Source organism: Streptococcus mitis (assembly GCF_023109105.1).
Lineage (GTDB): Bacteria > Bacillota > Bacilli > Lactobacillales > Streptococcaceae > Streptococcus > Streptococcus mitis_BW.
The window spans coordinates 44251-66966 of record NZ_JALDTZ010000011.1 but is presented as its reverse complement, the minus strand read 5'-3'; the positions used below and the strand labels follow the sequence as shown (position 1 = coordinate 66966).

The following is a 22716-nucleotide window of genomic DNA, read 5'->3' as shown; positions in this document are numbered from 1 at the left end:
TATCAAAAAAGAAAGGACGAAATTTGTCCTTTCTCGATCTTAGCTTTTCTTCAACCCACTACAGTTGACAAAGAGCCGCATAATTCTAACTAAAATACTCAAAAACGCCTGCTTACGAAGTTGTTCTTAAGCAAAAAACAATTTCGTAAACAAGCGTCTACTATCCCAACTTATGATGAGTGTTCCCGCTAGGACCGAAATCCTAGCGGTAGACCAGAGCTAGACTAAGAGCACAAGACTCCATCATCATAACACTCAACAAAATTGATGATTTTATACTAATTCGATGATCGCCATTGGCGCTGCATCACCACGACGTGGTTCAGTTTTAAGGATACGAGTGTATCCACCGTTACGTTCAGCATAACGAGGTGCGATTTCTGAGAACAATTTTTGAAGTGCTGTAGTAGAAGTGTACTTGTCAGTTGCTTCATCATAGTTTTCAGATGCGATTTCATTACGTACGAAAGCAGCTGCTTGACGACGTGCATGCAAATCACCACGTTTACCTAGAGTAATCATTTTTTCAACAGTTTTACGGATTTCTTTAGCACGAGCTTCAGTTGTCACGATTGATTCGTTGATCAAAAGGTCAGTTGTCAAATCGCGAAGCATTGCTTTACGTTGTGAGCTAGTGCGTCCTAGTTTACGGTAAGCCATGTATTCCTCCTTTATTTATCTTTTAATCCAAGACCCAAATCGATGAGTTTGAGTTTCACTTCTTCCAAACTCTTGCGTCCAAGATTTCGTACTTTCATCATCTCTGCTTCAGATTTTTCTGTCAAATCATGCACAGTATTGATACCGGCACGTTTCAAACAGTTGTATGAACGCACAGACAAGTCCAGTTCCTCAATCGTACGATCCAAAATACGGTCGTCAGATTCAGTGTCAGCTTCTTTCATCACTTCAGTTGACTTAGCAATCTCAGTAAGATTTGTAAACAAATCAAGATGTTCTGTCAAAATACGTGCTGAAAGCCCTAAAGCATCTTCTGGAATAATTGTTCCATTAGTTAAGATTTCAAGGGTTAATTTGTCAAATCCATCATTGCTACCTACACGAGCAGGTTCCACTTGATAGTTGACTTTTGTAACTGGTGTATAAATAGAATCTACAGCAAGTGTTCCAACTGGTGCATTATCTTTTTTATTTTCATCAGCAGGTACATATCCACGACCACTGTTAACAGTCATAGTCGCTTTTAGAGAAGAACCTTCACCGATTGTAAAGAGATAATGATCTGGATTTACAATTTCAATATCGCTATCTGTCAAAATGTCACCAGCTGTTACTTCAGCAGGACCTTCAACATCTAGTTCGATGATTTTTTCGTCTTCAACGTACGATTTCACTGCAATTCCTTTAATGTTCAGAATGATTTGCATCACGTCTTCACGAACACCTGGAACTGTGTCAAACTCATGTAACACACCATCAATGTTGATAGATGTCACAGCTGCTCCTGGTAGAGAAGCTAGAAGTACACGACGAAGAGAGTTACCAAGAGTTGTACCGTAGCCACGTTCAAGTGGTTCGATTACAAACTTGCCATAATCTTTATTTTCATCAATTTTTGTTATATTTGGTTTTTCAAACTCGATCATTTAGTTACTCCCTCTTAAACGAAAAGCAGTGTAATGCGATGATTATACACGGCGACGTTTTGGAGGACGAGCACCATTGTGTGGCACTGGAGTCACATCACGAATTGCTGTTACTTCAAGACCAGCGGCAGCAAGCGCACGAATAGCTGACTCACGACCAGAACCTGGACCTTTTACAGTAACTTCAACTGATTTAAGACCGTGTTCTTGTGCAGATTTAGCAGCAGCTTCAGAAGCCATTTGAGCAGCGAATGGTGTAGATTTACGAGAACCTTTGAAACCAAGAGCACCAGCTGATGACCAAGCAATTGCATTACCATGCACATCAGTAATCATAACAATAGTGTTATTAAATGTAGCGTGAATATGAGCAATACCAGATTCGATATTCTTTTTCACACGACGTTTACGTGTTGGTTTAGCCAAGACTTTTACCTCCTATATTATTTTTTCTTACCAGCGATCGCAACAGCTTTACCTTTACGAGTGCGAGCGTTGTTTTTAGTGTTTTGTCCACGGACAGGAAGTCCACGACGGTGACGGATACCACGGTATGAACCGATTTCCATCAAACGTTTGATGTTCAAGTTTACTTCACGACGAAGGTCACCTTCAACTTTGATTGCATCCACTTCACGACGGATAGCATCTTCTTGATCTGATGTAAGATCACGTACACGAACATCTTCTGAGATTCCAGCAGCAGCCAAAATTTTCTTAGATGTTGCAAGTCCGATACCATAAACATAAGTCAATGAGATTACTACGCGTTTGTCATTTGGAATGTCAACTCCAGCAATACGAGCCATGTTTTCTCCTTTCTATCTTATCCTTGACGTTGTTTGTGTTTTGGATTTGCTGGGCAAATTACCATAACACGACCATTACGACGAATAACTTTACAGTATTCGCAAATTGGTTTGACCGATGGTCTTACTTTCATTTCTTATCCCTCCAAGTTTTTCGATTATTTAAAGCGGTAAGTGATACGTCCACGTGTCAAGTCATATGGACTCATTTCGACAGTAACACGATCTCCCGCTAAAATACGAATATAGTTTTTACGAATTTTACCAGAAACTGTTGCTAAAATCTGATGTCCATTTTCAAGTTCAACCGTAAACATTGCATTCGGCATTGTATCAACTACTTTGCCTTCAACTTCAATCACATCGTCTTTTGCCACGCAAAAGCACCTCCATAAATTTCGATTCGATGCCTCTAGACACAGAGACAACAATTATAAGTCAGACTATCTCAGTATAACATTTGTAGCGGATTTTTGCAAGTGTGAAAAACGCTTTATTTCAAATTTGTCAATACTTTTTCGATATCTGAGAAGACATCATTGATATCTTGATTACCTTCGATGTCATGAACCAAACCTTTGGCACGGTAGTGAGCAATGATTGGTTCTCCTTGAGCAATATTAACGTCCAAGCGACGTTTTACTGTCTCAGGCTTATCATCTTCACGTTGGTAGTAATCTTCTTCTTTATAGTCAACTGGTGGGTTAAAGACCTTGTGGAAAGTTTCTCCAGTTACGCGGTGGATGATACGGCCACTCAAACGTTCCAAGAGGCTATCTGGATTCACTTCAATATTGATAACACCTTCTAGTTCAATGCCAAGTTCAGCCAATGTTTTATCCAAGGCATAAGCTTGTTCGATTGTACGTGGGTAACCATCCAACAAGAATCCTGTTTCTTTAATATCATCTTGTGAAAGACGTTCTTTTACGATTCCATTTGTAACTTCGTCAGGAACCAATTCACCCTTGTCAATGTATGACTTAGCAAGAACACCCATTTCAGTTTGATTTGCCATTGCAGCGCGGAACATATCACCTGTTGAGATATGTGCAACATGGAATTGTTCTACGATTTTTGCTGCTTGAGTTCCCTTACCTGCACCAGGTAAGCCCATAATCAAAAGATTCATGATCTGATCTCCTTATTTTATTTTTAAATAGAAGCAAAAAGTCTTTTCACCCCTATTTAAAAACAAAATAGAAGAGGGGAGACCAAACTCTCACTAATGTTAGAGTTAAACCTCCACTCCCTCAGTATTTACAGATTCCGTAAATACTTTTATTCTGTTCTATCCATGAAACCAACATACTTACGTTTCAATAGGTAACCTTCCAATTGTTTGATACCTTCAATACCTGTAGAGATAATGATCAAAAGACTGGTTCCTCCAAAAGCAACTGCTTCTGAAAGTCCGAAAACATCTTTTGCTACAATCGGTAAAATAGAAATCACACCAAGGAATAGGGAACCAACAGTTGCAAGACGACGAAGAAGTTTAGACATATATTCTTCTGTACCTTTACCAGGACGAACTCCGTGGATATAGGCACCGCTCTTTTGTAGGTTCTCTGCTGCTTTTTCAGGATTAATCTGTACAAACGTATAGAAGAATGTAAAGAGAATAATCAGCAAAGCATACATGGCAATACCAGTTGGTGAAGTTGTTGCCAGCATCTCTTGTGCCGTTCTTACCCAAGCCCAATCATGACCTGTAGCACTCAAAAACTGAAGAATAGCTGCTGGCGCTGCAGTAATCGAACTTGCGAAGATGACAGGGATAACTCCAGCAGGGTTTACCTTCAAAGGAAGGTAAGAGCTAGATGGAGCACCTTGTGCAACCTTAGTATATTGGATTGGAATTTTATATTCTGCTTGTTGAACATAAGTTGTAAAGTAAATGATCAACAATACAGTAATAATCAAAATGATTACAAAAATAATAGATGAGTTGATACGGTCACTTGGAACGTTCACAAAGTAGTCCACATAGATGCCCTGAATCATCTCTGGAATTGAGGCAACAATCCCCGCAAAGATAATCATAGAAACACCATTTCCGTATCCCTTATCTGTAATTTGCTCTCCTAACCACGTAACAATCATGCTACCAGCTGTTAAGATGATACCAATCATGATAAAGACTTGTGGAGTAAGAGCTGTTTTCAACAATTGAGCTCCAGCCAAAGTATTAAAACCAGCTGTAATCCCGATAGATTGCACAAAGGCTAAAACAAGAGCAATATAACGAGTAGCTTGATTTAATTTTCTTCGACCTACTTCCCCTTGTTTACCCCACTCTACAAATTTGGGTAAAATATCCATTTGTAAGAGTTGGACAACGATAGAGGCCGTAATGTAGGGGCTAACACCAAGAGCAAAAACTGAGAAGTTTTTCATGGCATTCCCTGACACCAAGCTCAACATATTTAAGAAGGATAATCCACTTAAAGCATTCAAGCTATTGGCATTCACACCAGGAACTGTAATGCTAGTTCCAATACGAAAAACCAAAACGATAAAAATTGTGAATAAAATTTTTGATCGAACCTGCTTGACTTTAAGAGCTTCTCTTAATAATTTAAAAAACATAGGTCACCTCTCTTAGATGACTTCTACTGAACCACCTTTAGCAGTGATAGCTTCTTCAGCTGATTTAGAGAATTTAGCTGCTTTCACAGTCAATTTCTTAGTCAACTCACCGTTACCAAGAATTTTAACACCTGATTTTTCAGCTTTAACAATTCCTGTTTCGATAAGAACAACTGGAGTAACTTCAGCACCATCTTCAAAGACGTTCAATTGGTCAAGGTTCACAATTGCGTATTCTTTAGCGTTGATGTTAGTGAATCCACGTTTTGGAAGACGACGGAACAATGGAGTTTGTCCACCTTCAAAACCAAGGCGAACTCCGCCACCGCTACGAGCTTTTTGACCTTTTTGACCACGACCAGATGTTTTACCGTTACCTGATGAAGTACCACGACCAACGCGGTTACGTACTTTACGAGAACCTTCTGCAGGTTTCAATTCATGAAGTTTCATTTTTATTTTCTCCTCTTTTGTAAAATGCTAGCGCCGATAAGGGAGAAAAGGTTGTCTCCCCCATCAACTCGCCTATACGACGTCATCATAGATGACTATATCTAGTTTTAGGGGATGGTATAGTGCACATCCCCTAAAAATTCATTAGTTTACTTCTTCAACTGTTACTAAGTGAGATACTGCAGTGATCATACCACGGATAGCAGCGTTATCTTCTTTAATAACAGAGCTGTTCAATTTGCCAAGTCCAAGTGCTACAACAGTTTTACGTTGTGATGGAATGCGTCCGATTGGAGACTTAGTCAAAGTAATTTTAATTTGAGCCATTTTATCCCCTTTCTTATGCCAAATCAGAAACTGAAATACCACGAAGGGCAGCAACTTCTTCAGCGCGTTTCAATTGTTTCAAACCTTCAACAGTTGCACGAACAATGTTGATTGGAGTGTTAGAACCAAGTGATTTAGATGTAATATCTGCCACACCTGCCAATTCCACAACGGCACGAACTGCACCACCAGCGGCAACTCCAGAACCTTCTACAGCAGGTTTCAACAATACTTTAGCTCCACCGAATTCTGAAAGAACTTCGTGTGGGATTGTTGTTCCAACCATAGGAACTTCGATCAAGTTTTTCTTAGCATCATCTACTGCTTTACGGATTGCTTCTGGAACTTCTTGAGCTTTACCAGTACCAAATCCTACGCGACCGTTGTGGTCACCAACAACAACAAGAGCTGCGAAACGAAGACGACGTCCACCTTTAACAACTTTTGTAACACGGTTGACAGCAACTACGCGTTCTTCTAATTCAACTGCATTGTCTTTAAATGCCATTTTCTAGTGTCCTCCTATTAGAATTTCAATCCGTTTTCACGAGCTGCATCAGCCAAAGCTTTCACACGTCCGTGATATAGATATCCACCGCGGTCGAACACCACTTCTGAAATACCTTTAGCGTTTGCACGTTCTGCAACGAGTTTACCGACAGCAACGGCTTGTTCAGTTTTAGTTCCTTTTGAAACTTCTTTGTCAAGAGTTGAAGCACTTGCGAGCGTTACACCCGCTACGTCATCAATCACTTGAGCGTAGATGCCTGTATTAGAACGGAATACGTTCAAACGTGGGCGATCAGCAGTTCCAGAGAGTTTTCCGCGAACGCGACGGTGGCGTTTTTGGCGGAGTTTGTTTTTATCTGGTTTTGAAATCACAGTTTTCACCTCTTTAGTTTTAAATCGTGTGCTATGCACAAAGTTGGAAAATAGGTTGGTGATTGAGAATCAACCACTCAACATTATTTACCTGTTTTACCTTCTTTACGGCGAACGAATTCACCAACGTAACGGATACCTTTACCTTTATATGGTTCTGGTGAACGAAGGCTACGTACGTAAGCAGCTGTTTGACCAACTACTTCTTTTGAAATTCCGCTAACAACGATTGTTGTTGGGTTTGGAAGTTCAAAAGTAATTCCTTCTGGAGCTTCAACTTCGTCTGGATGAGATTTACCAACAGCCAAAACAAGTTTAGATCCTTGAAGTTGTGCACGGTAACCAACCCCGCGCATTTCAAGTTCTTTCTTGAATCCTTCTGATACACCAACAACCATGTTGTTCAAAAGGGCACGAGTAGTTCCGTGGATAGTTTTCATTTCTTTTGAATCGTTTGGACGGTGAAGAGTTACTTCAGTCCCTTCCACACGGATTTCAATATCTTTTGAGAACTCACGAGTAAGTTCTCCTTTAGGTCCTTTTACAGTTACGATGTTGTCATTGTTAGTGAGTTCAACACCAGCAGGCAACACGATAACTTTATTACCAATACGTGACATGTTTATTTTCTCCTGTTAAATTGTCAGGCCAGAACGGCCAGTTTTCACGGGGTTCAGATACTTATTTAGTTCAAGAGCTGAACTGAACACGCTCTAAGAACTGTGCAAAATAGATAAGTTGGCTTGTTTGTAAACAAACTTCTCCAACTTCCTAATTTTGCTTTGTTCTTTACGAGCTTTGTATCTTGATTTTACCAAACGTAAGCGATAACTTCTCCACCAACATTCTTTTGGCGTGCTTCTTTATCAGTAAGCAAACCTTCAGAAGTTGAAAGGATAGCAATTCCAAGTCCGTTAAGAACTTTTGGAAGGTCTTCACGTTTTTTGTAGACACGAAGTCCTGGTTTAGAAACACGTTTCAAATTAGTGATAACTTTTTCACCGTTTGGTCCGTATTTAAGGAATACACGGATGATGCCTTGTTTGTCATCTTCGATGATTTCAACGTTTTTTACAAAACCTTCGCGTTTAAGGATTTCAGCAATCCCTTTTTTAATGTTTGATGCAGGTACTTCAAGTACTTCGTGTTTAGCTTGGTTAGCGTTACGAATACGAGTTAGGAAGTCTGCGATTGGGTCAGTCATAACCATTTTGTTTTTCTCCTCTTACTAGTAGTTTGCAAGTTGCACTTGCTAGTTAATGATTGAGCTAGGCTCAGAATATGTTTCTAGGTTTCAATTCCTAAGTGAGTCTAGGCATCTGCTTGCAGGCATAACTTGAGTTAGGCAAAAGCAGATAACGACGAATCACAACGGAATTGAAAGCTAGAATTACCAAGATGCTTTAGTAACGCCTGGGATTTGTCCTTTGTAAGCTAATTCACGGAAGCAAACACGGCAAAGTTTAAATTTGCGGTAAACTGAATGTGGACGACCACATTTTTCACAACGAGTATAAGCTTGAGTAGAGAACTTCGCTGGACGTTTGTTCTTAGCAATCATTGATTTTTTAGCCATTAGATTTACCTCCTATATTATTTTGCAAAAGGCATTCCAAGGCCTGTAAGCAATGCACGTGACTCTTCGTCAGTGTTAGCAGTTGTTACGATAACGATGTCAAGACCACGAGTTTTGTCAACGTCATCGAAGTTGATTTCTGGGAAGATCAATTGTTCTTTCACACCAAGTGTGTAGTTTCCGCGCCCGTCAAATGATTTTGTTGGAACACCGTGGAAGTCACGTACACGTGGGAGTGAAACTGACACCAATTTATCCAAGAATTCGTACATACGTTCACCACGAAGGGTAACTTTTGCACCGATCGCAACACCTTCACGAAGACGGAAGCCGGCGATTGATTTTTTAGCTTTAGTGATAAGTGGTTTTTGACCTGAGATAAGTGCCAATTCTTCAGCAGCTTTTTCAAGGCTTTTAGCGTTTGATACAGCTTCACCAACACCCATGTTCAAAACGATCTTATCTACTTTAGGCACAGCCATCACTGATGAGTAGTTGAATTGTTCTGTCAAAGCAGGAACTACTTCATTAAGATATTTTTCTTTTAAACGATTTGCCATTATACTTCTCCTTTCCTTCGTGATTAATCAAGCACTTCGCCTGATTTTTTGTTGTAGCGAACTTTTTTACCGTCTACAAATTTGTAACCAACACGACCAGCTACACCATTTTTGTCCAATACTTGAACGTTTGATACGTGGATGGCTGCTTCTTTCTCGATGATACCACCTTGAGGAAGCTCGTTAGTTGGACGTTGGTGTTTCTTAACGATGTTAACACCTTCAACGATAACTTTGTTTACTTTTGGAAGGGCAGTAAGGACAACAGCTTCTGTTCCCTTATCTTTACCAGCGATTACGCGAACTTTGTCGCCTTTTTTTACAAACATTTTTTTCTCCTTTTATTCTTACGCCCAATGGGCACCCTGGCTAAGCCAGGGGACTGTGTTTGTTTTTATTGATTAAAGTACTTCTGGAGCAAGTGACACGATCTTCATGAAGCCACCTTCACGCAATTCACGTGCAACTGGGCCAAAGATACGTGTTCCGCGAGGAGTTTTGTCGTCACGGATGATAACTGCTGCGTTTTCGTCAAATTTGATGTATGAACCATCAGCACGACGAGCACCTGATTTAGTACGAACGATAACTGCTTTAACAACGTCACCTTTTTTAACCGCACCACCAGGAGTAGCTTGTTTTACAGATGCCACAATAACATCACCGATGTTTGCAAATTTACGTCCTGAACCACCAAGAACTTTGATAGTCAAGATTTCGCGAGCACCGCTGTTGTCTGCGACTTTCAAACGAGTTTCTGTTTGAATCATTTCAGTTTTCTCCTTTCAGGTTTGATTAGATGATGACCGCTTCTTCAACAACTTCTACAAGACGGAAACGTTTTGTAGCTGAAAGCGGGCGAGTTTCCATGATACGTACGATATCGCCTTCTTTGGCAACATTGTTTTCATCATGTGCTTTGTATTTTTTAGAGTAGTTAATACGTTTACCATAGACTGGGTGGTTACGTTTTGTTTCAACTACAACTGTGATTGTCTTGTCCATTTTGTCAGATACAACACGTCCAACAAGAACTTTACGATTATTGCGTTCCATTGAAATTTCTCCTTCCCTAGTCTATTATTTCGCTTCAGATTGAACTGTTTTAATACGAGCGATTTGTTTTTTAACTTCTTTCAAGCGAGCTGTTTGTTCTAATTGACCAGTAGCAGCTTGGAAACGAAGTTCGAACAATTCTTTTTTCAATTCGTTTTCGCGCTTCGCGAGTTCTTCTTGAGAAAGACCACGAAGTTCTTTAACAAATTCTTTTACTTCATTAAGTTTCATGCCTTCTCCTTATTCTGCTTCACGTTTTACGAATTTACATTTAACTGGCAACTTGTGGCTTGCAAGACGAAGCGCTTCGCGAGCGATCTCTTCAGATACACCAGCAACTTCAAACATTACTTTACCACGTTTAACTGGTGCTACCCAACCTTCAGGTGCCCCTTTACCAGATCCCATACGAACCCCGATAGCTTTTGCTGTGTATGATTTGTGTGGGAAGATTTTAATCCAAACTTTACCACCACGTTTCATGTAACGAGTCATGGCGATACGAGCAGCCTCGATTTGGCGGTTAGTGATCCAGTGGCTAGTTGTAGCTTGAAGACCGTATTCACCGAATGCTACTTCTTTTCCACCTTTAGCTTCACCGCGCATTTTACCACGGAATTCACGACGGTGTTTAACACGTTTAGGTACTAACATTGGTTATTTACCTCCTTTAGTGTTTTTACGAGCTGGAAGAACTTCACCACGGTAGATCCATACTTTAACACCAAGTTTACCGTATGTAGTGTCTGCTTCTTCCCAAGCATAATCGATATCTGCACGAAGTGTGTGAAGTGGAACAGTTCCTTCAGAGTATCCTTCAGCACGGGCGATATCTGCACCGTTCAAACGACCTGATACTTGAGTTTTGATTCCTTTAGCTCCAGCACGCATTGCACGTTGGATTGCTTGTTTTTGTGCACGACGGAAAGCAACACGTTGCTCCAATTGACGAGCAATTCCTTCACCAACAAGGTGAGCATCCAAATCAGGTTGTTTGATTTCGATGATGTTGATGTGTACTTGTTTTCCAGTCAATTTGTTAAGTTTAGCACGAAGTGCATCAACGTTAGCACCACCTTTACCGATAACCATACCTGGTTTAGCAGTGTGAAGTGAAACGTTAACTTTGTTTACTGCGCGTTCAATTTCAATAGTTGAAACAGCTGCGTCAGCAAGTTCTTTTTGAACGAATTTACGGATTGCAAGATCTTCATGAAGGTAATCCGCGTATTCTTTTTCAGCATACCATTTGGCATCCCAATCACGGATGATGCCGACACGCATACCAATTGGATGTACTTTTTGACCCACGATTTTACCTCCTTATTTTTCTGCAACAGCTACAGTGATGTGAGCTGTACGTTTGTTGATTGGTGAAGCTGAACCTTTCGCACGTGGACGGAAACGTTTCATAGTTGGTCCTTCATTTGCGAATGCTTCAGATACTACCAAGTTAGCTTTATCCAAACCAAAGTTGTTTTCAGCGTTAGCTACAGCTGAGTTCAAAACTTTCAAGATGATTTCAGCAGCTTTGTTTGGAGTGAATGTCAAGATTGCGATTGCATCGGCTACGCTTTTACCACGGATGTTATCAAGAACAAGACGTGATTTACGAGGTGAAACACGTACTGTACGAGCCATTGCTTTAGCTGAAGTAATTTCTGCCATTTATGTTCTCCTTATTTTCTACGTGTTTTCTTGTCGTCTGCAGCGTGACCTTTGTAAGTACGAGTTGGTGCAAATTCACCAAGTTTGTGACCTACCATGTCTTCTTGGATGTAAACAGGTACGTGTTTACGTCCGTCATAAACTGCAATAGTGTAACCAATGAAACTTGGGAAGATCGTTGAACGACGTGACCAAGTTTTAATAACTTTTTTCTTTTCGTCGTTAGCTTGAGCTTCAACTTTTTTCATCAAATGCTCATCGACGAAAGGTCCTTTTTTAAGACTGCGTCCCATTTTTATATTTTCTCCTTTAAATGTTGTACCACAGCGGCTTGCGCTCCTATGGAGCGCTACCGAGCTGGCGGATTTACTAGTTGCTTAAGCGACTAGTTTAATATTATTTCTCGTTGCGACGACGAACGATAAGTTTGTCAGATTTCGCTTTCTTGTTACGAGTTTTAAGACCAAGAGCAGGTTTGCCCCATGGAGTAGATGGTGCTTTACGACCAACTGGTGCTTTACCTTCACCACCACCGTGTGGGTGATCGTTAGGGTTCATTACAGAACCACGAACTGTTGGGCGGATACCTTTCCAACGGCTACGTCCTGCTTTACCAAGGTTTACAAGTCCGTGTTGTTCGTTTCCGACAACACCAACTGTAGCACGGCAAGTTCCAAGAATCATACGAACTTCACCTGATTGAAGACGAACAAGAACGTATTTACCTTCAGAACCCAATACTTGAGCAGATGCACCAGCAGCACGTACCAATTCACCACCACGACCAGGTTTCAACTCGATGTTGTGGATCAAAGTACCAACTGGGATGTTAGCAAGTGGAAGAGCGTTTCCGACTTTGATATCTGCTTCTGGACCTGAAACGATACGTTGACCTACTTCAAGACCTTTTGGAGCGATGATGTATGCTTTCACACCGTCAGTGTAGTGTATAAGAGCGATGTTTGCAGAACGGTTTGGATCGTACTCGATTGTTTTAACAACTGCTTCAACATTGTCTTTGTTACGTTTGAAGTCAACCAAACGGTAGAAACGTTTGTGTCCACCACCTTGGTGACGAACTGTGATACGACCGTTGTTGTTACGACCAGCCTTGCTCTTCAATGCAACAAGCAATGATTTTTCAGGAGTGCTTGTTGTGATTTCAGCGAAATCCAAAGAAGTCATATTACGGCGACCGTTTGTTGTTGGTTTATAAACACGAATTCCCACGATATTTCCTCCTTAGATTATTCAGCTTCAGCAGCAAACAACTCGATTGCTTTAGAATCAGCTGTAAGTGTGATGATAGCTTTTTTAGTTTTGTTAGTAAAACCAGTGTAACGTCCAACACGTTTAGCTTTTGGTTTTACGTTGATTGTGTTAACATTAGCAACTTTAACACCTTCGAAAGCAGCTTCAACAGCTTGCTTGATCAAAAGTTTGTGTGCACGAGTGTCAACTTCAAATACATATTTTCCTGCTTCAAGTTGAGCCATTGAGCTTTCAGTGATTACAGGTTTTTTGATAACATCATACAAATTCATTATGCAAGAACCTCCTCGATTTTAGAGATAGCTGCTTGAGTAACAAGAAGTTTGTCACTATTTGCGATGTCAAGAACACTTGCAGTTGTAGCAGTCGCAACTTTCACGTTTGGAAGGTTACGAGCTGAGAGAGCTGCGAATTCGTTTCCTTCTTCAAGAATAACAAGGACTTTAGAATCGATGCTCAAAGCTGCAAGAACTTTTGCAAATTCAGCAGTTTTTGGAGCTGTAAATTCAAGAGAATCAACGGCTACAAATTTATTTTCAGCAACTTTTTCTGAGTAAACAGATTTAAGCGCAAGGCGACGAACTTTTTGAGGAAGTTTGTACGCATAGCTACGTGGAGTTGGTCCGAAGACGATTCCACCACCACGCCATTGTGGAGAGCGGATAGAACCTTGACGAGCACGTCCAGTTCCTTTTTGACGCCATGGTTTGCGTCCGCCACCTGAAACAGCTGAGCGGTTTTTAACTGCGTGAGTTCCTTGACGAAGGCTAGCACGTTGGCTGATGATCACATCAAACACAACAGATTGGTTTGGTTCGATACCAAAGATTGCATCGTTAAGAACAACTTCGCCCGCTTGTTTACCAGTTTGGTCGAATAATGTTACATTTGCCATTTTGACTGTATTCCCCTTTCCTTATTATTTACCAGCTTTAACTGCTGACTTGATAGTGATAAGAGATTTCTTAGCACCTGGTACGTTACCTTTGATAAGGATAACGTTCTTTTCTGGAATAACTTGTACAACTTCAAGGTTTTGAATTGTTACGCGGTCACCACCCATACGTCCTGCAAGGTTTTTACCTTTGAATACGCGGTTAGGTGCAACAGGTCCCATAGAACCTGGACGACGGTGGTAACGAGAACCGTGAGCCATTGGTCCACGTGATTGTCCGTGGCGCTTGATAACACCTTGGAAACCTTTACCTTTAGAAGTACCAGTTACGTCAACAACGTCTCCAGCTGCGAATGTTTCAACTGTGATTTCAGCACCAACTTCCAAGCCTTCAACGTTTTTGAATTCACGAATGAAGCGCTTAGGAGCCGTGTTAGCTTTCGCTACATGTCCTTTAGCAGGTTTGTTGCTCAATACTTCGCGTTTGTCATCAAAACCAACTTGGATAGCGTTGTATCCGTCTGTTTCAACAGTTTTAACTTGAAGAACAACGTTTGGAGTTGCTTCAATAACTGTTACAGGGATCAATTCGCCAGCTTCAGTGAAGATTTGAGTCATTCCCACTTTTTTCCCTAAGATTCCTTTTGTCATGAGAAAATAGTTCCTTTTCTATATTTTTATTCAAAAAGTTTTTAACGAGCGTTTTTTATGCTCAAGTCTAAGATACAAAGGGCGTCAAACTCTAAGTGAAAATAGGAAACTGACGCAGTGTCTTGCAGACACTAGGAAGTTTATCTTTTTCACACCGAGTTTAGCCCGTGTTCAATTCAATTGAAACACCAGCTTTTGCTCTTTTATATTTTAGATTAAAGTTTGATTTCTACGTTTACACCACTTGGAAGATCCAATTTCATCAAAGCATCAACTGTTTTTTGAGTTGGGTTAACGATATCGATCAAACGTTTGTGTGTACGCATTTCAAATTGTTCGCGAGAGTCTTTGTATTTGTGAGTCGCACGAATGATTGTGTAGAGGCTACGTTCAGTTGGAAGTGGGATTGGACCCGCAACTTGTGCACCTGTACGAGTAGCTGATTCTACGATTTTTGCAGCCGCTGTGTCAAGCGTACGGTGTTCGTAAGCTTTCAAACGGATACGGATTTTTTTGTTTGCCATCTTTTTCTCCTTTTCGTCTATTTAAGATAATAGGCTAGCTCCACAAGAAAACCGACGCGGTGTTGCGTGGCAATGCAACCGAGCGTGTCGCAACCTCTTGCATCAAAGCTAAGGCTGTAATTTACAGCACCATAATAGAATAACACAAAGCCCCTGCGATTGCAAGGGATTTGTTGCTGTTTTTTAAAATTTTTAACATGAAAATGTTTTCCTATTTTTTCTTTCTAGAATTAGGGATTTTCTTCTATATAAATTGAGTTCTCTTGAGCTCAAGTTTGCCTTCTGATTGGTCCACTAAGATATCCGCCTTAGACTCAGTTTCTTTATAGTATTGCAGATACTGCTCCCGTCTCATCTGATGACTAGCCAATATAAAGGATGCATCACGATTTCTCACAGTCGTATCTCGAGCTAGGCGCCACTTTAATTCGGTGTCCTCATCCGTGTAGAAACAGATAGTTTTGTCAAAGAGTTCTTTGGGTAAAAAGCCAACAGACATCCCTTCGACAATCAGAATTGGTTTTGCTCCAGACAAGACCTCACTAGCCTTCCAAGGTTCTTCAATTGTTAAGATATCCATACCCGCCTGTAAGGCCAGAATATCTCGCTGCAAACTCGCCAGTTCATGCGCCACTGGAAGACAGGCTGTCACCTTTTGATTCGGCGCGTCCTTTGGTACTACCAGATGGCGTCCAGAGGTGATATAAGGATCTGTTTCTAGCAAATTTACTGTAGTAGAATCTAAAGCTTGGTACAATTCCTCTGCAAAGGTCGATTTACCTGAAGCACCATGACCGTATATTCCCAGTGTCTTGACTTTTCCTGCTTTTATTTCTGAGACCAGTTCTTCTATTAAGTCTTTTTTCTTCACTCTCTCTTCACCTGTTCATAGCTTTCTTTTCCATCATTGAGCTTGTCCCAAATCACTACTTGCCCACTTTTGAGTGATTTTTGCACATCGATGATGCGTTGATTGGACGAACCTCGAAACTGGAGCATGAGATTTCTCTTAGTTCGGTCATACCGTCCATCGACAAGGATGTCAATTAACGACAATAGTTCCAGTTTATCTGGAGTTTCCAACATCATTTCTTCCCATGTATAGCCCGTCCAGGACCAGATATCCTTATCTGGCAATTCTTTCCGAATACGCTTCACGAGTGGCAAAAGAATGCCAGTATTGAGAAAAGGTTCCCCTCCCAGCAAGGTCAATCCTTGAACATAGGGCTGGGCAAGGTCTGCCATGATCTGTTCTTCTAATTCTGCTGTATAGGGAATGCCAGCATTGAAGGACCAGGTAGCTACATTATAGCACCCCTCACAGTGAAACATGCAGCCTGATACATAGAGGGAATTCCGCACACCTTCTCCATCCACAAAGTTAAAAGCCTTGTAGTCAATGATACGCCCTTGACTGAGTTCCTCGCTTTTCCATTCTTGTGGTTTTGGATTATTCATTCGCTACCTCTATCCAATAACGCTCTACACCATCACGAACATCCTCAAGGAGCCCACCATTTGCTAAAATGACTGCTCTGCTAGCAGGATTATTCACGCTACAGGTCACAAGAGCTTTCTTAATGTTCTTTGCCTTAGCCAGTTGTAAACCTTGTCGGAGAGTTTCTTTAGCATAACCTTTGCCTCTTTCAGACGGTCGGATAGAATAGCCTATATTCCCTGCATAATTCAGCAGTCCCTCATTCAGTCTCAATCGCAGATTCAAAAATCCTAGAGCACGACCTACATCATCAAATGATACAAATTGAATAGAAGGAACACGATTTTCAGGCAAGTTAATTCCCATCTCTTTTTGCATATTTGTTTCCAACCAGTCTTCATAGGAAAAATTCTCTGTATCCCAGAAACCACCGTCGTGAGGCGACTGATATTTTTCAAATTCCTCCATCATATCTATAACAGCCTTCTTATCTGCTAATCTTGGTCTGCGTAGTTCCATCCTTACCTCCCACTAAGAGAAAAGCGAGAGTTGACTCTCACTTTTATTTTTTCTTATTCTTGTTTAAAAATTGTTCTCTGAGGTTGAGCAAGCGTTCTTTCTTACCAGCTCCACCTTTAGAGTGTTTCTCGTGATAACGGGTCACTTGTGCGCGCCCTTTATCATCTAATTGATATTTTCCCATTTCATTTCTTTCTAATTTGTTACTTGATGGCCAGCTATTTTAATCGTTGAGCCATTCATGTGTTTGACACGCGCAGCGATTTCCTTGTGACGGCCGTTGACCATCGGTCTCGCTTGAGGATTGCCTAGATAACCACACGTACGTTTGACCACGTCTACTGTTTTAGGGTCACTATTGCCACAGTTTGGACAAGCAAACCCTCTCTCAGTTGGTTCAAAATCCCCTTCAAAATCACACTTGTAGCAACGGTCAATCGGAGTATTGGTTCCTAGATAGCCGACACGGTCATAGGCATAGTCCCAGACAGCTTCCAGGGCCTTTGGATTTTGCTGAAGGACTGGGTACTCACAATAATGAATGAAACCACCTGACGCACCCGCTTCTGGATAGACTTTCTCAAAGTCCAATTTTTCAAACGGGGTTGGATTTTTACGAACATCGTAGTGGAAAGAATTGGTGTAGTATTCCTTGTCTGTGATATCAGGAATAGAGCCAAACTTCTCTGTGTCTAGTCGGCAGAAACGATCTGTCAAACTTTCAGACGGTGTTGAGTAGATAGAGAAATGATAGCCATATTGATCTGACCACTCTTCCACCCGGCGTTTCATATCACGAATGATATCCAGCGTGAATTCCTTGGCTTCTGGATTGTGTTCCCAGCTATTTCCAAAGAAGACTGTCGCTACCTCGTACAAACCGATGTAACCCAACGAAACGGTTGCACGACGATTCTTAAAGAGCTGGTCAACACTTTCTTCTTTACCTAGACGATGGCCAAAAGCACCGTACTGATAGAGGATAGGAGCATTGGCTGGTGTCGCTTCTTTAGTACGTTCGACACGGTAAACCAGAGCATCTTCTGCGATATTCATACGCTCATTGAAGATTTCCCAGAACTTGGTCATGTTACCCTCAGACTCGAGGGCAATGCGAGGAAGATTGACCGTCACAACACCTAGATTCATCCGACCTGAATTAACTTCTACACCATTCTCGTCTTTCCATCCTTGGAGGAACGAACGGCAGCCCATAGGAACCTTGAAAGAACCAGTCAACTCGATAATCTTATCATAGGACAAGACATCTGGATACATCCGCTTGGTTGCACACTCGAGGGCCAACTGTTTGATGTCGTAGTTGGGAGTCCCTTCTTCCAAGTTAAGGCCTCTTTTAAGCGTAAAGATAAGTTTAGGGAAGATAGCTGTGCGGTGTTCTGAACCAAGTCCCTTGATTCGGATGGTCAAGATAGCTTTTTGAATTTCTCGTTCAAAACGACTTGTCCCTAGACCAAAACCTAGTGAAGTAAAGGGGGTTTGTCCATTTGAAGTGAAGAGAGTATTAATTTCATACTCGAGAGATTGCATGGCATCATAGATGTCTTTTTGGGTTTTCTTCCAAGCGTAATCTTCCCGTTTGTCAGGTAAGACCCACTCTTCCGCATCCTTAAGGTGTTTTTGATAATTCTTCTCTGCATAAGGCGCCAAGACTTCATCGATACGGTCAGCTGAACAGCCCCCATACTGGCTAGAAGCAACGTTGGCAATGATTTGGGAAATCTGAGCTGTCGCAGTCTGGATAGACTTAGGACTCTCCACCTCCGCATTTCCAATCTTAAAACCATTCTCCAACATCCCCTTGAAATCAATCAAACAGCAGTTGGTCATAGGTGTATAGGGACTGTAGTCCAAATCGTGATAGTGGATATCCCCCTTTTGGTGGGCATTGGCTACATGCTTAGGAAGCATTTGCAGTCCGATTGATTTTCCAACGATGCCCGCTGTCAAATCACGCTGGGTATTAAAGACATCGCTGTCTTTATTAGCATTTTCATTGACAACGGCCTGGTCTTTGTTGAGAAGTTTATGGATGCTAAAGTTGATATCTGTCGCTTTTGAACGCTCAAAATCCCTTTGTGTCCGATAAGTAATATACTCCTCAGCTAGCGCATATTCTTTGGCTTCAAGGAGTTCATGTTCTACGATATTTTGAATTTCGTAAATCTTAACCCCCTGTGGAAAGCGACTATGAATTTCTGTGACAATTCGCTCGGTCAGAGCATTGAGGCGTTTTTCGACCAGGGGTGTCACATCCATAACCTTGTCAGCCGCCTTGTGGAGAGCCTTGTCAATCTTGTCCACATCAAATACAACACGTCTCCCATCTCGTTTTTCAACGAAGAGAGTTGGCAAAATTGTAATTTTTTCTTCTAGTGCAATCATATGCATGCTCTTTTCTAAAATGTTCTTTCTAAAAAGTATTATACCACTCTAAAAAGAAAAATCAATATCTTGTGTTAAAAATCCTAAAATTTTTAAAAATACACAAGATATTGATTTAGTTATTTAATTTTATAGACTTTAAACTCTGAGTAATCAGTCTTTACTGGTTGGTAATTTTCTTTTAAGAGTGTCTCCACTTCAGACCAGACTGCTACCTTATCGTTCACCACAATCACCTTAGGTTGGTTTTCTTTCAAGTCATTGAGTAAACTAGTTTTATTCTCTTCTGTACTCGTGTAAAGAAGAGGCGATGGGAACATGGATCCAGCCAAACGCTGGCTTTCTTTATACATTTGAACATGTGAATCCCAAATATAGATTTGGTCACCATCACTCGTCTCTTGTTTGACTCTATCTACCACTTGATGTTGTTCTCTATAAGAAGCTGGATGCAAGACAAAACGAGCTACAAAAGGAATTGCAATCAGATAAACCACCACTAGGATCGGTAAGTAGAGATTCCCTTTCATGAATTTTTTCCATAGAGTAGGAACTTCCTCTCTTCTCCGACGACGAGCTCCTCTAGCTGAATGTTTCCCACGAATACTGGTCATCAAAAGAAGGAGTAAAAATGGAAGGATTAGAATCAAACGCGAACCGTGAAGAGGTTCTTGAGAAAAAAGCAACAAGGCTAATACAAATAAGAAAGTAAAACTAGCTGGTACTGAAATAACATATAATCTTGATGCCTTTGATTGGAACAATCCTAGAAAAACAAGGAAGAGAGCTCCTAAACCAAAGGTCAACAAACCATAGAATACAACATTATCCATTAGTTGAGGATTCAAGACCTGAAGGGAATCAATCGGATATAAAAGACTCCCTAGAGCCTCTCCAAAACCACCTGAAGCAAGAACATAATATCCTACTGGGTAAAAGATGAGAGAAAAGCCAAGTGCTGCTGCAAAAAACTGATAAACTCCATGAGCAAGGCGGCCATGCCCAACATTAAAGACAAATAAACCAATCGTTACTACTGCAATAAAGAAAAGACTTGTAAGAGGCTCTATGAAAAATGATAGGGCCAAGAAAATCCCCAGACGTAGAAATCCCTTGTCATGGTTAGGATTTGATAGATAAGCTGCTATGAACGAAAATCCTGCAAACAGAAATGGCAAAGCTAAAATCGTAGCATATCCTCCTCCAAAACCGAGACCGGATACCAAAATATAAAATATGGTTAAGAGTTGCTTGGCTTGCTCCCTTTGTCCCGTCAGATAGTCAGTTGAAGAAAAGAGGAAATAACCTCCTCCTAAGAGGGCTAGCCATTCTACCAAGGCAAAAAGAATGCCTCCTTGGGTGATGTAAAGTAGCAAGTAATAAATAAGACCGTGACTAGCATAATAGCTACTGTAGAGCTGTCCTCCCTGATGCCAAGCCCACCCTATATACAAATCCTGCGCCTGAGAGGGACTTACCATATCTAAAAGTAAAGGTATCACCACAGAAAAAAACGTTGCAATCGTACTTCCAATGATGAGTCTGAAAAACGGGAAAGCTACCTGTTCTTCTTTTTCTACATGAGATTCAAGGTTCCTATCCAATCTATTTTCAATGTCATTACTCTGTATCGTTTCGGATACTTCTTCGATTCTGCCATATACAGCCATGTCGTTTCTCCTATTCAATTTATCTGTCTTAGTATATCAAAAAAACCTAAAATTGTCAGCTTGCGATGGCTGTTTGAGTGATTTTTTGCATAGTTTCACAAAGGTTTCAATTTCCCGAAATCGGTGTAAATGCGTCTGTTTAAATGACATGATATAATCCAATTCTTTCTGAGTCAGCATCATTCCCCCTCTATCTTTCTATTCGTAAAAGGCAAGAAAAATAGGACTGGGTTGTGTCCTAAGTCCTAGATTTCTTATAAGATTGGGGCAAATAACTGGGCAATTTCCTTAATCAATTTTTGATACCAGCTATTTTTTATCGTATGAGGGAAAATTTCTTGAGATACTGAAAAAATCTCCTCAAAATCTTTTTGAATCTCTGTGATTGATGCCGTTTTATATAGCAAAACTGCATCTTCATAGTGATGAAGCAAACTTCTATAATCTAAATTAATTGTTCCAACTGCAGCAAAGTCCTTATCCACTAGGATTTGTTTACTGTGGATAAAGCCTGGACTATACTCAAAAATCCTTACTCCTGCTGACAACAAATCCGGATAGGCCCCTCTTGTTATGAGCTGGATTAATTTTTTATCCGGAATGAAAGGAGTCACGATGCGGACATCAACACCTCTCATGGCTGCATTTTTAATACTCTCAGTTAAATCATAGTCAATAATCAAATAGGGGGTTGTGATATAGACTGAATCAGTAGCCTGATTAATCAAACTTTGATAAACTTTTTTCCCTACCTGAGTACGGAAGATGGGCTTGGGTCCACTACCGTAAGGAATGCAGAGCCCTTGGCCAGAACAAGGCTGATTTTCCAAGTGATACTGGTCAAAATCGCTGATTTCCCCACGATTAATGTACCAAGTCATCAAAAAGAGACGGGTGAGAGCCTTGACACCAGGGCCATCTAAGCGAATCCCACTATCCTTCCAATAGCCAAAACGTTCCACATGGTTGATGTATTCATCGGCTAAGTTAATCCCTCCTGTATAAGCTACCTGACCATCTATGACAAGGATTTTACGATGGTCTCGATTATTGTAAGCTACCGTCAAACGAGGAATCACCTTGTTAAACTTATGGGCTTCAATTCCTCGACTACGAAGCTGAATGGTATAATCTCCAGGTAAAGTCGCCATACAGCCGATATCATCATAGAGCATCTTGACCTCGATACCCTGAGCTGCCTTTTGCTCTAGTATATCTAGTATACTATTCCACATCAGACCTTCTTCGACAATATAATATTCTAGAAAGATAAACTTTTCAGCTTTCTTGAGGTCTTCCAGCATATGTTGCCACATGCTTTCACCTGAAGGAAAAAATTGTGAATCTGTTCGATCATAGACATCGGCATTGTTATCCATACTCAACAACGATTTGATAACTCCGTAAGCCGCCTTATCATCTTCCTTCAATTTCTGGCGGAGAGCTTTACTGTTGTCCTCCCGAAAATGCATGGAACCAAGTTTGTCCAACTGCTTGATTTCTTTTTTGGACAATCGCCTTTCACCAAACATCAGATAGAGCAAAGGACCAATAACAGGAACAAAAGTCACCACTAACCACATTACTTTGCTTTCAGGCGCCATGGAGCGATTAACAATTGCGACAATAGTCGCCATACTCATAAAGATCAAGACAATTACCCATAGAATAGGAGCCATGCGCCCTAAATAAAGAAAGAGACCAAAAACAAGAGAAAGTTCTAGTAGCATAATCGAAAGGCTAAAGCCATACTTGGACATCAATAATTGAAATTTCCTATATTTCATATCCCCTCCTTGATATTTTGAATGCTA

At 40.8% G+C, this 22716-nt stretch carries 36 protein-coding genes; all 36 read right to left on the bottom strand.

The features are described 5' to 3' along the window. Positions 1-273: 273 nt before the first annotated feature. Positions 274-660 carry a 50S ribosomal protein L17 gene (rplQ, locus tag M1F37_RS07395; RefSeq protein ID WP_000331493.1) on the bottom strand — a complete coding sequence of 129 codons (387 nt, stop codon included), beginning with the start codon at positions 658-660 and terminating at the stop codon, positions 274-276. A gap of 11 nt (positions 661-671) precedes the next feature. Further along, entirely contained in the window at positions 672-1607 is a 936-nt protein-coding gene (locus tag M1F37_RS07390) for a DNA-directed RNA polymerase subunit alpha (RefSeq protein WP_000568988.1), read from the bottom strand. 42 nt (positions 1608-1649) lie between these two features. After that, entirely contained in the window at positions 1650-2033 is a 384-nt protein-coding gene (gene rpsK / locus M1F37_RS07385; RefSeq protein WP_001118385.1) for a 30S ribosomal protein S11, read from the bottom strand. A 17-nt stretch (positions 2034-2050) separates the two neighbouring features. Beyond that, on the bottom strand, positions 2051-2416 hold the full coding sequence (gene rpsM, locus M1F37_RS07380; RefSeq protein WP_000090781.1) for a 30S ribosomal protein S13: 366 nt from the start codon (positions 2414-2416) through the stop codon (positions 2051-2053). A gap of 17 nt (positions 2417-2433) precedes the next feature. After that, positions 2434-2550, bottom strand: a complete 117-nt coding sequence (rpmJ, locus tag M1F37_RS07375; RefSeq protein ID WP_001808836.1) for a 50S ribosomal protein L36 — start codon at positions 2548-2550, stop codon at positions 2434-2436. 24 nt (positions 2551-2574) lie between these two features. Continuing rightward, complete coding sequence (gene infA / locus M1F37_RS07370) at positions 2575-2793, bottom strand: translation initiation factor IF-1 (protein WP_001029883.1); 219 nt, start codon at positions 2791-2793, stop codon at positions 2575-2577. 116 nt (positions 2794-2909) lie between these two features. Continuing rightward, positions 2910-3548 (bottom strand): adenylate kinase, encoded by a 639-nt coding sequence (locus M1F37_RS07365; protein ID WP_001050445.1) that lies wholly within the window; start codon positions 3546-3548, stop codon positions 2910-2912. A 149-nt stretch (positions 3549-3697) separates the two neighbouring features. Then, positions 3698-5008: a preprotein translocase subunit SecY gene (gene secY, locus M1F37_RS07360; RefSeq protein ID WP_000465402.1), complete on the bottom strand. Its 1311-nt coding sequence runs from the start codon at positions 5006-5008 to the stop codon at positions 3698-3700. 12 nt (positions 5009-5020) lie between these two features. After that, on the bottom strand, positions 5021-5461 hold the full coding sequence (gene rplO / locus M1F37_RS07355; protein WP_247935301.1) for a 50S ribosomal protein L15: 441 nt from the start codon (positions 5459-5461) through the stop codon (positions 5021-5023). Between the two features lie 144 nt (positions 5462-5605). Further along, complete coding sequence (gene rpmD / locus M1F37_RS07350; RefSeq protein ID WP_000057241.1) at positions 5606-5788, bottom strand: 50S ribosomal protein L30; 183 nt, start codon at positions 5786-5788, stop codon at positions 5606-5608. Between the two features lie 13 nt (positions 5789-5801). Further along, positions 5802-6296 carry a 30S ribosomal protein S5 gene (gene rpsE, locus M1F37_RS07345; RefSeq protein ID WP_000874202.1) on the bottom strand — a complete coding sequence of 165 codons (495 nt, stop codon included), beginning with the start codon at positions 6294-6296 and terminating at the stop codon, positions 5802-5804. A gap of 17 nt (positions 6297-6313) precedes the next feature. Further along, on the bottom strand, positions 6314-6670 hold the full coding sequence (gene rplR / locus M1F37_RS07340) for a 50S ribosomal protein L18 (RefSeq protein WP_000624044.1): 357 nt from the start codon (positions 6668-6670) through the stop codon (positions 6314-6316). Between the two features lie 83 nt (positions 6671-6753). Continuing rightward, positions 6754-7290, bottom strand: coding sequence for a 50S ribosomal protein L6 (gene rplF / locus M1F37_RS07335; RefSeq protein ID WP_247935300.1), 537 nt, complete (start codon positions 7288-7290; stop codon positions 6754-6756). 191 nt (positions 7291-7481) lie between these two features. Further along, positions 7482-7880 carry a 30S ribosomal protein S8 gene (gene rpsH, locus M1F37_RS07330; protein WP_000245504.1) on the bottom strand — a complete coding sequence of 133 codons (399 nt, stop codon included), beginning with the start codon at positions 7878-7880 and terminating at the stop codon, positions 7482-7484. 180 nt (positions 7881-8060) lie between these two features. Next, positions 8061-8246, bottom strand: coding sequence for a type Z 30S ribosomal protein S14 (locus M1F37_RS07325; RefSeq protein WP_001085697.1), 186 nt, complete (start codon positions 8244-8246; stop codon positions 8061-8063). 17 nt (positions 8247-8263) lie between these two features. Then, the gene (gene rplE / locus M1F37_RS07320) at positions 8264-8806 is read right to left on the bottom strand and encodes a 50S ribosomal protein L5 (protein ID WP_000013542.1); all 543 of its coding nucleotides are present in this window, start codon (positions 8804-8806) and stop codon (positions 8264-8266) included. A gap of 23 nt (positions 8807-8829) precedes the next feature. Beyond that, positions 8830-9135, bottom strand: a complete 306-nt coding sequence (rplX, locus tag M1F37_RS07315) for a 50S ribosomal protein L24 (RefSeq protein ID WP_000497691.1) — start codon at positions 9133-9135, stop codon at positions 8830-8832. Positions 9136-9207: 72 nt separating this feature from the next. Next, positions 9208-9576 (bottom strand): 50S ribosomal protein L14, encoded by a 369-nt coding sequence (gene rplN, locus M1F37_RS07310; RefSeq protein WP_002928796.1) that lies wholly within the window; start codon positions 9574-9576, stop codon positions 9208-9210. 25 nt (positions 9577-9601) lie between these two features. After that, entirely contained in the window at positions 9602-9862 is a 261-nt protein-coding gene (gene rpsQ, locus M1F37_RS07305) for a 30S ribosomal protein S17 (protein ID WP_000440801.1), read from the bottom strand. A 24-nt stretch (positions 9863-9886) separates the two neighbouring features. Then, positions 9887-10093: a 50S ribosomal protein L29 gene (gene rpmC / locus M1F37_RS07300; protein ID WP_000772918.1), complete on the bottom strand. Its 207-nt coding sequence runs from the start codon at positions 10091-10093 to the stop codon at positions 9887-9889. Between the two features lie 9 nt (positions 10094-10102). Further along, positions 10103-10516, bottom strand: a complete 414-nt coding sequence (gene rplP / locus M1F37_RS07295; protein ID WP_000960948.1) for a 50S ribosomal protein L16 — start codon at positions 10514-10516, stop codon at positions 10103-10105. A 3-nt stretch (positions 10517-10519) separates the two neighbouring features. Further along, positions 10520-11173 (bottom strand): 30S ribosomal protein S3, encoded by a 654-nt coding sequence (rpsC, locus tag M1F37_RS07290; protein WP_000529936.1) that lies wholly within the window; start codon positions 11171-11173, stop codon positions 10520-10522. Between the two features lie 12 nt (positions 11174-11185). Beyond that, positions 11186-11530 carry a 50S ribosomal protein L22 gene (gene rplV, locus M1F37_RS07285; protein ID WP_000818137.1) on the bottom strand — a complete coding sequence of 115 codons (345 nt, stop codon included), beginning with the start codon at positions 11528-11530 and terminating at the stop codon, positions 11186-11188. Positions 11531-11541: 11 nt separating this feature from the next. Beyond that, the gene (rpsS, locus tag M1F37_RS07280; RefSeq protein WP_000533766.1) at positions 11542-11823 is read right to left on the bottom strand and encodes a 30S ribosomal protein S19; all 282 of its coding nucleotides are present in this window, start codon (positions 11821-11823) and stop codon (positions 11542-11544) included. 103 nt (positions 11824-11926) lie between these two features. Continuing rightward, positions 11927-12760: a 50S ribosomal protein L2 gene (gene rplB, locus M1F37_RS07275; protein WP_050076028.1), complete on the bottom strand. Its 834-nt coding sequence runs from the start codon at positions 12758-12760 to the stop codon at positions 11927-11929. A 17-nt stretch (positions 12761-12777) separates the two neighbouring features. After that, entirely contained in the window at positions 12778-13074 is a 297-nt protein-coding gene (locus tag M1F37_RS07270; protein WP_001055347.1) for a 50S ribosomal protein L23, read from the bottom strand. After that, entirely contained in the window at positions 13074-13697 is a 624-nt protein-coding gene (rplD, locus tag M1F37_RS07265) for a 50S ribosomal protein L4 (RefSeq protein ID WP_000024549.1), read from the bottom strand. The genes M1F37_RS07270 and rplD overlap by 1 nt, the downstream gene beginning before the upstream one ends. Positions 13698-13721: 24 nt before the next feature. Continuing rightward, complete coding sequence (rplC, locus tag M1F37_RS07260; RefSeq protein ID WP_000160196.1) at positions 13722-14348, bottom strand: 50S ribosomal protein L3; 627 nt, start codon at positions 14346-14348, stop codon at positions 13722-13724. Positions 14349-14563: 215 nt separating this feature from the next. Then, positions 14564-14872: a 30S ribosomal protein S10 gene (rpsJ, locus tag M1F37_RS07255; RefSeq protein ID WP_001284513.1), complete on the bottom strand. Its 309-nt coding sequence runs from the start codon at positions 14870-14872 to the stop codon at positions 14564-14566. Positions 14873-15116: 244 nt separating this feature from the next. Beyond that, positions 15117-15743: a uridine kinase family protein gene (locus M1F37_RS07250; protein ID WP_049502628.1), complete on the bottom strand. Its 627-nt coding sequence runs from the start codon at positions 15741-15743 to the stop codon at positions 15117-15119. Next, entirely contained in the window at positions 15740-16330 is a 591-nt protein-coding gene (nrdG, locus tag M1F37_RS07245; RefSeq protein WP_001064217.1) for an anaerobic ribonucleoside-triphosphate reductase activating protein, read from the bottom strand. Before nrdG ends, M1F37_RS07250 begins: the two co-directional genes overlap by 4 nt. Then, a complete protein-coding gene (locus M1F37_RS07240; RefSeq protein ID WP_049499475.1) occupies positions 16323-16829 on the bottom strand; it encodes a GNAT family N-acetyltransferase in 507 nt (168 codons plus the stop codon). Before M1F37_RS07240 ends, nrdG begins: the two co-directional genes overlap by 8 nt. A 43-nt stretch (positions 16830-16872) precedes the next feature. Next, positions 16873-17013: a hypothetical protein gene (locus M1F37_RS07235; protein ID WP_000521618.1), complete on the bottom strand. Its 141-nt coding sequence runs from the start codon at positions 17011-17013 to the stop codon at positions 16873-16875. Positions 17014-17024: 11 nt separating this feature from the next. Next, a complete protein-coding gene (gene nrdD / locus M1F37_RS07230) occupies positions 17025-19232 on the bottom strand; it encodes an anaerobic ribonucleoside-triphosphate reductase (RefSeq protein WP_049499511.1) in 2208 nt (735 codons plus the stop codon). A gap of 119 nt (positions 19233-19351) precedes the next feature. Continuing rightward, positions 19352-20902, bottom strand: coding sequence for a hypothetical protein (locus M1F37_RS07225; protein WP_024056946.1), 1551 nt, complete (start codon positions 20900-20902; stop codon positions 19352-19354). Positions 20903-21156: 254 nt separating this feature from the next. Beyond that, on the bottom strand, positions 21157-22689 hold the full coding sequence (cls, locus tag M1F37_RS07220; RefSeq protein ID WP_247935299.1) for a cardiolipin synthase: 1533 nt from the start codon (positions 22687-22689) through the stop codon (positions 21157-21159). Positions 22690-22716 lie beyond the last annotated feature (27 nt).

Excerpts from the sequence above, each read along its gene's own strand:
- M1F37_RS07225 (WP_024056946.1), bottom strand. The coding sequence starts at position 20,902 with ATGGCTGTATATGGCAGAATCGAAGAAGTATCCGAAACGATACAGAGT.
- rplP (WP_000960948.1), bottom strand. The coding sequence starts at position 10,516 with ATGTTAGTACCTAAACGTGTTAAACACCGTCGTGAATTCCGTGGTAAA.
- rpsE (WP_000874202.1), bottom strand. The coding sequence starts at position 6,296 with ATGGCATTTAAAGACAATGCAGTTGAATTAGAAGAACGCGTAGTTGCT.
- rpmC (WP_000772918.1), bottom strand. The coding sequence starts at position 10,093 with ATGAAACTTAATGAAGTAAAAGAATTTGTTAAAGAACTTCGTGGTCTT.
- rplD (WP_000024549.1), bottom strand. The coding sequence starts at position 13,697 with ATGGCAAATGTAACATTATTCGACCAAACTGGTAAACAAGCGGGCGAA.
- rplV (WP_000818137.1), bottom strand. The coding sequence starts at position 11,530 with ATGGCAGAAATTACTTCAGCTAAAGCAATGGCTCGTACAGTACGTGTT.
- rplF (WP_247935300.1), bottom strand. The coding sequence starts at position 7,290 with ATGTCACGTATTGGTAATAAAGTTATCGTGTTGCCTGCTGGTGTTGAA.
- M1F37_RS07270 (WP_001055347.1), bottom strand. The coding sequence starts at position 13,074 with ATGAATTTGTATGATGTTATCAAAAAACCTGTAATCACTGAAAGCTCA.
- rpsQ (WP_000440801.1), bottom strand. The coding sequence starts at position 9,862 with ATGGAACGCAATAATCGTAAAGTTCTTGTTGGACGTGTTGTATCTGAC.
- rplQ (WP_000331493.1), bottom strand. The coding sequence starts at position 660 with ATGGCTTACCGTAAACTAGGACGCACTAGCTCACAACGTAAAGCAATG.
- M1F37_RS07240 (WP_049499475.1), bottom strand. The coding sequence starts at position 16,829 with ATGGAACTACGCAGACCAAGATTAGCAGATAAGAAGGCTGTTATAGAT.
- M1F37_RS07235 (WP_000521618.1), bottom strand. The coding sequence starts at position 17,013 with ATGGGAAAATATCAATTAGATGATAAAGGGCGCGCACAAGTGACCCGT.
- rplX (WP_000497691.1), bottom strand. The coding sequence starts at position 9,135 with ATGTTTGTAAAAAAAGGCGACAAAGTTCGCGTAATCGCTGGTAAAGAT.
- cls (WP_247935299.1), bottom strand. The coding sequence starts at position 22,689 with ATGAAATATAGGAAATTTCAATTATTGATGTCCAAGTATGGCTTTAGC.
- rplE (WP_000013542.1), bottom strand. The coding sequence starts at position 8,806 with ATGGCAAATCGTTTAAAAGAAAAATATCTTAATGAAGTAGTTCCTGCT.
- M1F37_RS07365 (WP_001050445.1), bottom strand. The coding sequence starts at position 3,548 with ATGAATCTTTTGATTATGGGCTTACCTGGTGCAGGTAAGGGAACTCAA.
- nrdD (WP_049499511.1), bottom strand. The coding sequence starts at position 19,232 with ATGATTGCACTAGAAGAAAAAATTACAATTTTGCCAACTCTCTTCGTT.
- M1F37_RS07325 (WP_001085697.1), bottom strand. The coding sequence starts at position 8,246 with ATGGCTAAAAAATCAATGATTGCTAAGAACAAACGTCCAGCGAAGTTC.
- rplN (WP_002928796.1), bottom strand. The coding sequence starts at position 9,576 with ATGATTCAAACAGAAACTCGTTTGAAAGTCGCAGACAACAGCGGTGCT.
- rplC (WP_000160196.1), bottom strand. The coding sequence starts at position 14,348 with ATGACAAAAGGAATCTTAGGGAAAAAAGTGGGAATGACTCAAATCTTC.
- M1F37_RS07390 (WP_000568988.1), bottom strand. The coding sequence starts at position 1,607 with ATGATCGAGTTTGAAAAACCAAATATAACAAAAATTGATGAAAATAAA.
- rpsS (WP_000533766.1), bottom strand. The coding sequence starts at position 11,823 with ATGGGACGCAGTCTTAAAAAAGGACCTTTCGTCGATGAGCATTTGATG.
- secY (WP_000465402.1), bottom strand. The coding sequence starts at position 5,008 with ATGTTTTTTAAATTATTAAGAGAAGCTCTTAAAGTCAAGCAGGTTCGA.
- rpsJ (WP_001284513.1), bottom strand. The coding sequence starts at position 14,872 with ATGGCAAACAAAAAAATCCGTATCCGTTTGAAAGCTTACGAACACCGT.
- rplO (WP_247935301.1), bottom strand. The coding sequence starts at position 5,461 with ATGAAACTTCATGAATTGAAACCTGCAGAAGGTTCTCGTAAAGTACGT.
- rpsH (WP_000245504.1), bottom strand. The coding sequence starts at position 7,880 with ATGGTTATGACTGACCCAATCGCAGACTTCCTAACTCGTATTCGTAAC.
- rpmD (WP_000057241.1), bottom strand. The coding sequence starts at position 5,788 with ATGGCTCAAATTAAAATTACTTTGACTAAGTCTCCAATCGGACGCATT.
- rpmJ (WP_001808836.1), bottom strand. The coding sequence starts at position 2,550 with ATGAAAGTAAGACCATCGGTCAAACCAATTTGCGAATACTGTAAAGTT.
- rpsM (WP_000090781.1), bottom strand. The coding sequence starts at position 2,416 with ATGGCTCGTATTGCTGGAGTTGACATTCCAAATGACAAACGCGTAGTA.
- nrdG (WP_001064217.1), bottom strand. The coding sequence starts at position 16,330 with ATGAATAATCCAAAACCACAAGAATGGAAAAGCGAGGAACTCAGTCAA.